Below are 7,125 nucleotides of genomic sequence, written 5' to 3' on the forward strand. Positions count from 1 at the left end.
AGGCGCGCGGCCTCGGGCAGGTTCGGCGTCAGCAGGGTCGCGCGCGGCACGAGCCTGTCGCGGAGCGTGGCGACCGCGTCATCGGGCAGCAGCGGATCGCCGGACTTGGCCACCATCACCGGGTCGAGTACCACCGGCCCGCCGAAGCCGTCCAGCGCGTCCGCCACGGCCGCGATGATGGCCGGTGCCCCCAGCATCCCGATCTTGACCGCGTCGGCGCCGATATCGTCCAGCACGGCGGCGATCTGGGCCGCGACCATGCCCGGCGGCAGGAATTCGACGGCGCGCACCTCGGCGGTGTTCTGCGCGGTGACGGCGGTCAGCGCGGTGGCGGCATAGACCCCGCGCGCCGACGCGGCCTTGATATCCGCCTGGATACCGGCGCCGCCGCCGCTGTCGGAGCCTGCGATGACAAGAAGTTTCGCGATCTTTCCCATTCTTCCTCCGCCAAGGGCAGCCGGCAACGGGACGGGAAAGGGGCGTGTCGCCACGAACATCTTCCGTTCCCTACGCCGGTATTGCCCGGATCAGGTTCGATGGGTTGGCGCGCGGCCTCTCAGCCCCCTTTTGCGGGGCACCCCAACGGATGAACCTGATCTAGGGCAGACGGCGGGCGGTGGCAAGCCGTCCGCGTGCCCCGCCGGCGCTGCCCGTTTCGATGCCGGGTGGCGTCCTGCGGGGTTCTTGCCTAGGCTGAACTCCGGTCGGGTCATTTCCGGGAACGGTTCGCATGGAGCGCCACGTCATTCTCACCCTGGGGCGGAGCGGGTCCAACACGCTGGTCAACCTGCTCAACCAGCATCCCGACCTGCTGAATGTCGGCGAGGTACTGGGGCCGTGGAACCGCGTGCGGCAGGTGCGGGACAAGCTGGGGCTCTACCCCGACGACACCGCCGGGTACCTTGACGCGCTGACGCGGCGTTCGCGGCTCGTCCGGTCGATGTCGGCGGTGCGGACGGCAGGGCGCCTTGTGCGGCTGCGGCCGGGCGAAGTCAAGCCGCTTGGCCGTATCCGCACGCTCGGGTTCAAGGAGTTCGCCACGCTGATGGCGGCGGACGGCCAGCGCGGCTGGCTGCGGGACCGGCCCGACGTCAAGGTGGTGGGGCTGGTCCGCGACGACATTCTCGGACGGCTCGTGTCGTGGCAACTGCTTGACCGGACCGGCGTCGTGGCCAATCGCGACGGGGCCGCGGCGGACAAACCCGTGCTCGAGATCGCGCCCGACCGCATCGCCGCGCTGCTCGACACGGTCGCGGCGGAAAACCGGCTGCTGACGGAGATGCTGGAGGAGCTGCCGGCGCGGCAGGTCCGCATCCTGCGCTACGACGATTTCTACGCCGACGAGGCGCGGCGCCAAGCGATGATCGCCGACGTGTTTTCCTTTCTGGGGCTGCGGCCGTGGCGCACGGAGATCCGGATGAAAAAGATCGTCACGGTCCCCCCGGCGCAGATGATCGCCAACCGGGCGGCCTGTGCGCAGGCGCTGCAGGGGAGTCGGTTCGAGGGGCTGCTGGACGCCTGAGCGTTGAAAGGCGGCCGGCAAGGTCGGGCACGGGCGGGCGATGCCGGGCCCGCCTGCGGCCTGCAGTCATGACCCCCGTCAATGAAACGCCCGGCCTGCGGGCCCCGGCCCTTTGCAGCAAATGATGCAGCGCGGCGCTGAGGGCCGTTCGGGACAGCCTGATGACACGTATCGAGATCCCGAACACATATTCGGGAACCGGTTGCGATGAAGGCCGGCCGTGCGGACAAAGGTGCCGTGCCTTCGACAGACCTAAATGACCGCTCCCAGCCCGAAGCGGACTCTCATGCATGTTGCTGCATAGCGCGGTTCACGGGCACGGAGGGCCGTCCGCTCCCTTCAGAAGACAGCTTGGTATCCGGGTGAGTACTCTTGGCCACAGCGGACGTATCGCATACAATGCTGGTCGCCGACAACTTCAGGTTGGTGATCTTCGAAAGTAGGAAAAGAATAGTGTTTTATCGCGCAGCATTGGACATTGGGGAGAAAAGCGTTCCTCCAAATCGACCATTTCTTAGCTGCATGCGATTTGTTGCTGACGTTGCGACGCCTGCTGTCTTCTATTTCAACAATGAATGGGTGAAGCGAGAAACGCTTGATGCGTTGGGCTGGGATCCAGATCAGCTCTCCGTTGCGCAGGAGAACATTCTAAAATCCCACGATCTATACCCGGGAAGCCCAAAGACACTCAAAGCGCCTGCCTTGGTCTATCTGGAAGAGGGATCCTGGGAGAAACCAGCAGATCCGGAGACCGGCGCGATGTCGGGTTTGGTTGTTCCAAAGCGAGAGTTTGTTCTCTCGACGTCAGAAATGGTTCATAGAGCTCACCTTCGAGACAACGGATTGAACGCGCAGACCGCCATTCTTTGTCTTGCTGCTGTAGGGCTGGAAGTCATTTTGCCCAATGTCTCATTCGATCTGGTCGCGGACGAGGAAATCGAGCGTATAAAGGATAAGCTCAAGGAAGAGCGGCACAGCTACCTTGAAGCTTCAGCAAATTTGGCACAGAAAGCATACGAGGGGCTGAAGACCGGCGATTACAATGATGTGATCCGATGGGCTGAAAGCGAGGCTGCATTTAAGTTAGCGCCGAAAGCGAGGCTTATTGAAGAGCGAGTCTCTTCGTTGGCAGCTCGTCAGCTGCGCCGAGCCGGATACTCTTTTTGGAAAGACGGAGTCCCGGCTATTGGTGCAGCGTATGTTGGCGGTGGACTTGTACCTGCAGGAGCAGTTGCTGGTAAGGCAGCGCTCCGGACCTTGGTGGAAACGATTAGTTCGGGTCGATCAGAGAAGCTGCTGCCGGAAATCGCGTACGCGATGAAAATTAGCAAAGAACTACGATAAACAAAAAGAATTCTACCCAGAACCGATCAAGAACACGGCCTTTTTTTGCCGACTTTGCAAATTCCACTCCCTGCGCACAGCCGACATTCTTGCCCTGCGCGGAGTCGAGGGCGAAGCCCGCCGCGCATCGCCGACGCGCCCCCACGCGGCGGCGATTGGGTGAGGCTGGGCACATCGCTCTGATCTCGTTCGGATGTGGCTGTCATAAAGTGCCCAGCCCCATCATCGCTTCGCCACCGCGCGCGTCGGCGATGCGCGGCTTTATCCGACGTCTGCTCCATCCCGCAACAGCTCAACTACGGTGCCACTTTGCAAAGCCCCTCGCGGCGCAAGGCGGGCATTCGTGCAACACGCAGCCTCTGCTAAAACGGGCTCGGAGCGGTCATCACGCTCCGAGCCACTGCGGGGTCTCCCGTGCATCATCCACGGCAAAGGGCCAGTGCCGGGCCGGGCGCCGCGCTTGTTCAGGGGCCTTGTCCGGGCGGGTCAGCCGATGATCCCGTTCAGCGTGGCCGACGGGCGCATCACCGCGGCGATCTTTTCGTCGTCGCCATGGTAGTAGCCACCCAGATCGACCGGCTTGCCCTGCGGCGCGGCCAGTTCCTGCACGATCGCCGCCTCGCCGTCGGCCAGCGCCTTGGCGACGGGTGCGAAGTGGGCGGCGATGTCGCCATCCTCGCCCTGCGCGGCCAGCGCCTCGGCCCAGTAGCGCGCGAACCAGTAATGGCTGTCACGGTTGTCCGGCTCCCCCACCTTGCGCGAGGGTGACCGGTCGTTGTCCAGCACGCCCTGCGTCGCGTCCTCGACGGCCTTGCCCAGAACGCGCGCCTTGGCGTTGTCGCGCGCATCGGCAAGGAACTTGAGGCTTTCGCCCAACGCGCAGAACTCGCCCAGGCTGTCCCACCGCAGGTGGTTTTCCTCCATCAACTGGTCGACATGTTTGGGCGCGGAGCCGCCCGCGCCCGTTTCGAACAGCCCGCCGCCGTTCATCAGCTTGACGATGGACAGCATCTTGGCCGAGGTCGCCAATTCGAGGATCGGAAACAGGTCGGTCAGGTAATCGCGCAGCACGTTGCCGGTGATCGCGATGGAATTGCGGCCCGCCCGGATCGTTTCCAGTGTCTGGCGCGTCGCCTCGCGCGGGGCCATGATCGCGAACTTGTCGGCCACGCCCTTCGCCTCGAGGATCGGTCGCACGTACTTGATGAGCTCCGCGTCATGCGCGCGGGTCTCGTCCAGCCAGAAGATCGCCTCGCAGCCCTCGGCCTTCTGCCGGTCGATGGCCAGTTGCACCCAGTCCTCGATCGGGGCCTTGCGCGCGCTGGCCGAGCGCCAGATATCGCCCGCCTCGACCTTGTGCTCGTGCAGGGCGGTACCATCCTGCAGCACCATGCGCACGGTACCGTCGGCCGGGATCTCGAAGGTCGTCGGGTGGCTGCCGTATTCCTCGGCCTTCTGCGCCATCAGCCCGATGTTCTGCACCGTGCCGCAGGTCGCCGGATCGAGCTTGCCGGTTTCCTTGAAGTAGTTGATCGTCTCGTCATAGACCGGCGCGTAGGAATTGTCGGGGATCACGCAGGTCGTGTCGTGCTGCGCGTCGTCGGGGCCCCAGCCCTTGCCGCCGGCCTTGATCAGCGCGGGCATCGAGGCATCGATGATGACGTCCGAGGGCACGTGCAGGTTGGTGATGCCCTTGGACGAATCGACCATGTACATCGGCGGGCGCTCGGCCATCACGCGCTCGATCTCGGCCTTGATCTCGGGCTTGCCCTCGACACGGGTCAGCAGGTCCTCCAGCCCCGAGGCGGGATCGACGCCCAGTTCCTTCATCTCGTCGCCGTACTTGTCGAAGACCGGCTTGAGGAATTCCTTGACCGCGTGGCCGAAGATGATCGGGTCACTGACCTTCATCATCGTGGCCTTCATGTGCAGCGAGAAGAGCGTGCCGTCGGCCTTGGTCTTCTCGATCTCCTCGGCGAGGAACGCGTCGAGCGCACGGGCCGACATGTAGGTCGCGTCCACGACCGTCCCGGCGGGATAGCTCACCCCGTCTTTCAGAACGGTCTCGGTGCCGTCGGCGGCGGTCAGCACGATCTTTGCCGTGGCCGCGTCGTCAAGCGTGGCCGACACCTCGTTGGAGAAGAAATCCCCCCCCGACATCGAGGCCACGCGCGTCTTGCTGTCGGCCGACCAGTCGCCCATGCGGTGCGGGTTGTCCTGGGCGAACTTCTTGACGGCCGCGGCCGCGCGCCTGTCGGAATTGCCCTCGCGCAGCACCGGGTTCACCGCCGAGCCCTTCACGGCGTCATACTTGGCGCGTACGGTTTTCTCCTCCTCGGTCTCGGGGGCGTCCGGGTAATCGGGCAGCGCGTATCCCTGCCCCTGCAATTCGCGAATCGCCTCGACCAGCTGCGGCACCGAGGCCGAGATGTTGGGCAGCTTGATGACATTGGCCTCCGGCGTCTTGACCAGTTCGCCCAGTTCGGCCAAGTCGTCGTTCTGGCGCTGGTCGGCGTCCAGGTACTCCGGGAAGGCGGCAAGTATCCGGCCGGCCAGCGAAATATCCTTGGTGCCCACGCTGACGCCGGCCGCCGCCGCGAAGCTGCGGATGATCGGCAGCAGGGAGGCCGAGGCCAGCTCCGGCGCCTCGTCGACCTTGGTGTAGATGATGTCGGGTGCGTTCTTCGTGTCCATGGTTGTCCAAGCCTCGCTAAAGTTTGGTATACTATAGTACACCAAATTCGCCGGGTCTATATCCCGCTCGGGAAAATCGACGCCCCGGCGCCCCGGCAGGCACGGCTGCGCGCCGCCTCGGCCTGTACCGCGGCAACTCCCGCTGTCGCAAGGGGACCCGCGCCTCGGCCCGGGACGCCTGACACAAAGATGCCCCGACGCGGCCATACCCTAACCGCATACGCGATTTTAACATCCCCCGTGAAAGATGAAACCTGCAGGACAGCTTCGGGGGATTCGGCGCCGCCACGTGTCATTTCTGCCGCTGCGCCGCACGGTTTACCGCGCAGGCGGCGTGACATTTGACCCGGGCGGCGGATCGACTAGCCTGCGGCGAGGAACAGGTCGGGCAGATGATGACACGAACGGCTGACAGGACGCGCCAGAACGCACTCAGCCGGGGCGGGGTCATCACGCTGATGGCAGGAAACAGGAGAAGGTAGATACGATGCAGCACCCCTCGGACTTCGAACAGTCTCTGCTGGAATTCATCAACAGGGCGCGGACCGACCCGCAGGGCGAATTCGATGAACTGATCGTCAACGCCGCCACGGGCGAGGCCGTGGCGGACAACATCACCAACGCGCTGGATTTTTTCGACACCGATCTCGACCTGCTGCGTGACCAGTTCGACGCCCTGACGCCCGTGGCGCCCGTGGCCTGGAACTCGGCCCTCGGACAATCGGCCGAGACGCATTCGCAACTGATGATCGACTTTGACGAGCAAAGCCACTATCTGGGCGACGAGCCTGGTTATCTAGAACGGGTCACGGAGGCGGGCTACGCCCGGCCCCAAACCGTTGCCGAGAACATCTACGCCTTCGGTCAGGACCCGCTGCACACGCACGCGGGGTTTTTCATCGACTGGGGCGACACGCCCACCGGCATCCAGAACCCGCCGGGCCACCGCGACACGATCATGGACCCGGTCTATGACGAGGTCGGTCTTTCCGATCTTGCCGAGAATGATCCGGACACGGATGTCGGCCCCCATGTCGTCACCCAGCATTTCGCCACGCGGCGCGACTACGCACAGCAGTTGGTGGGCGTCGTCATCAATGACACCGACAACGATGATCAATACGACCTGGGCGAAGGCATGGGCGACATCAGGGTGACGGCCGAGAATGCCTTCGACAGCTTCATCACGTCCACGTGGGACAGCGGTGGCTACCAGATGGCGCTGCCGGCGGGCACCTATGACGTGACCTTCTCGGGCGCCGCGCTGGATGGCGTTGTCACCGCCTCCGTCACGATCGGCGGGGAGAACGTGAAGCTCGACGCCCAGGCCGCATCGGCCTCCCGGCCCGCATCGTCGGCCAATCCGGGTGACGAGATCACCGGGAGCGAGACGGCAGACACGCTGGTCGGCACGGATGCCGACGACACCATCGATGGACTCGACGGCGACGACGTGATCGCCGGCAGGGCGGGCAATGACACGCTGACGGGCGGTGACGGCGATGACCAGATTGCCGGGTCCGACGGCGACGACGTGATCGACGGCGGCGCCGGGCGCGACAATA

Annotated in this window: 5 protein-coding genes and 1 riboswitch; of the genes, 3 read left to right on the plus strand and 2 right to left on the minus strand. The window is 64.5% G+C overall.

Features of this window, described 5'->3' with window-relative positions:
- On the minus strand, positions 1-437 hold a 437-nt coding region (locus ACH107_RS28120), incomplete at its 3' end, for a bifunctional hydroxymethylpyrimidine kinase/phosphomethylpyrimidine kinase (RefSeq protein WP_412509029.1).
- Positions 438-487: 50 nt separating this feature from the next.
- Positions 488-592: riboswitch (TPP riboswitch) on the minus strand.
- A gap of 138 nt (positions 593-730) precedes the next feature.
- Here ACH107_RS28120 and ACH107_RS28125 point away from each other — a divergent pair.
- Together ACH107_RS28125 and ACH107_RS28130 are read left to right on the plus strand one after the other, a co-directional pair.
- Positions 731-1,522: a hypothetical protein gene (locus tag ACH107_RS28125; protein WP_412509030.1), complete on the plus strand. Its 792-nt coding sequence runs from the start codon at positions 731-733 to the stop codon at positions 1,520-1,522.
- Between the two features lie 399 nt (positions 1,523-1,921).
- Positions 1,922-2,866: a hypothetical protein gene (locus tag ACH107_RS28130; RefSeq protein WP_412509031.1), complete on the plus strand. Its 945-nt coding sequence runs from the start codon at positions 1,922-1,924 to the stop codon at positions 2,864-2,866.
- A gap of 486 nt (positions 2,867-3,352) precedes the next feature.
- On the opposite strand, the gene ACH107_RS28135 is transcribed toward ACH107_RS28130, so the two are convergent.
- Positions 3,353-5,560, minus strand: a complete 2,208-nt coding sequence (locus ACH107_RS28135; protein ID WP_412509032.1) for an NADP-dependent isocitrate dehydrogenase — start codon at positions 5,558-5,560, stop codon at positions 3,353-3,355.
- A gap of 487 nt (positions 5,561-6,047) precedes the next feature.
- Between ACH107_RS28135 and ACH107_RS28140 the strand changes: the two genes are divergently transcribed.
- Positions 6,048-7,125, plus strand: a 1,078-nt coding sequence (locus ACH107_RS28140; RefSeq protein ID WP_412509033.1) for a CAP domain-containing protein, incomplete at its 3' end; no start/stop codon positions are given.

The organism is Roseovarius halophilus (ex Wu et al. 2025) (assembly GCF_047086965.1).